Here is a 301-nt window from a genome sequence, read left to right on the forward strand (position 1 = left end):
GGATCTTAGTCAGTTCTTGCTTTAATTTATCGATTTTACGCAGTTCTTTTTCGATCTTACCCTCATACTTTCGAATCTTATCCGCTCTATCGTCTCTTTTTGCTTCTTCTAGGTCAGCTTGGTATTCAGCTAAATCTTGTTCATTGGATTCAATCTTCTCACGCAGATCATCCTTCAAGCCTTCATTAGTGCAGTTCTCTTTCGCGGCTTTTAACGCCGTGGTTAATCGCTCCACTTTGTACTGATTATCGTACTGCTCCGCTTTCTTTATCTGATATTCGATCTCACAGAACTTCTTTTC

The 301-nt window shown here is 39.9% G+C and carries 1 protein-coding gene; it reads right to left on the minus strand.

The window, feature by feature from the left end; all coding sequences use genetic code 11:
* Nucleotides 1-301 (minus strand): DUF1090 family protein (locus tag AB4512_RS25355; protein WP_372176225.1); only part of this gene is annotated, 301 nt, incomplete at both ends.

This window comes from Vibrio sp. 10N.222.52.B7 (assembly GCF_041474275.1).
Lineage (GTDB): Bacteria > Pseudomonadota > Gammaproteobacteria > Enterobacterales > Vibrionaceae > Vibrio > Vibrio crassostreae_C.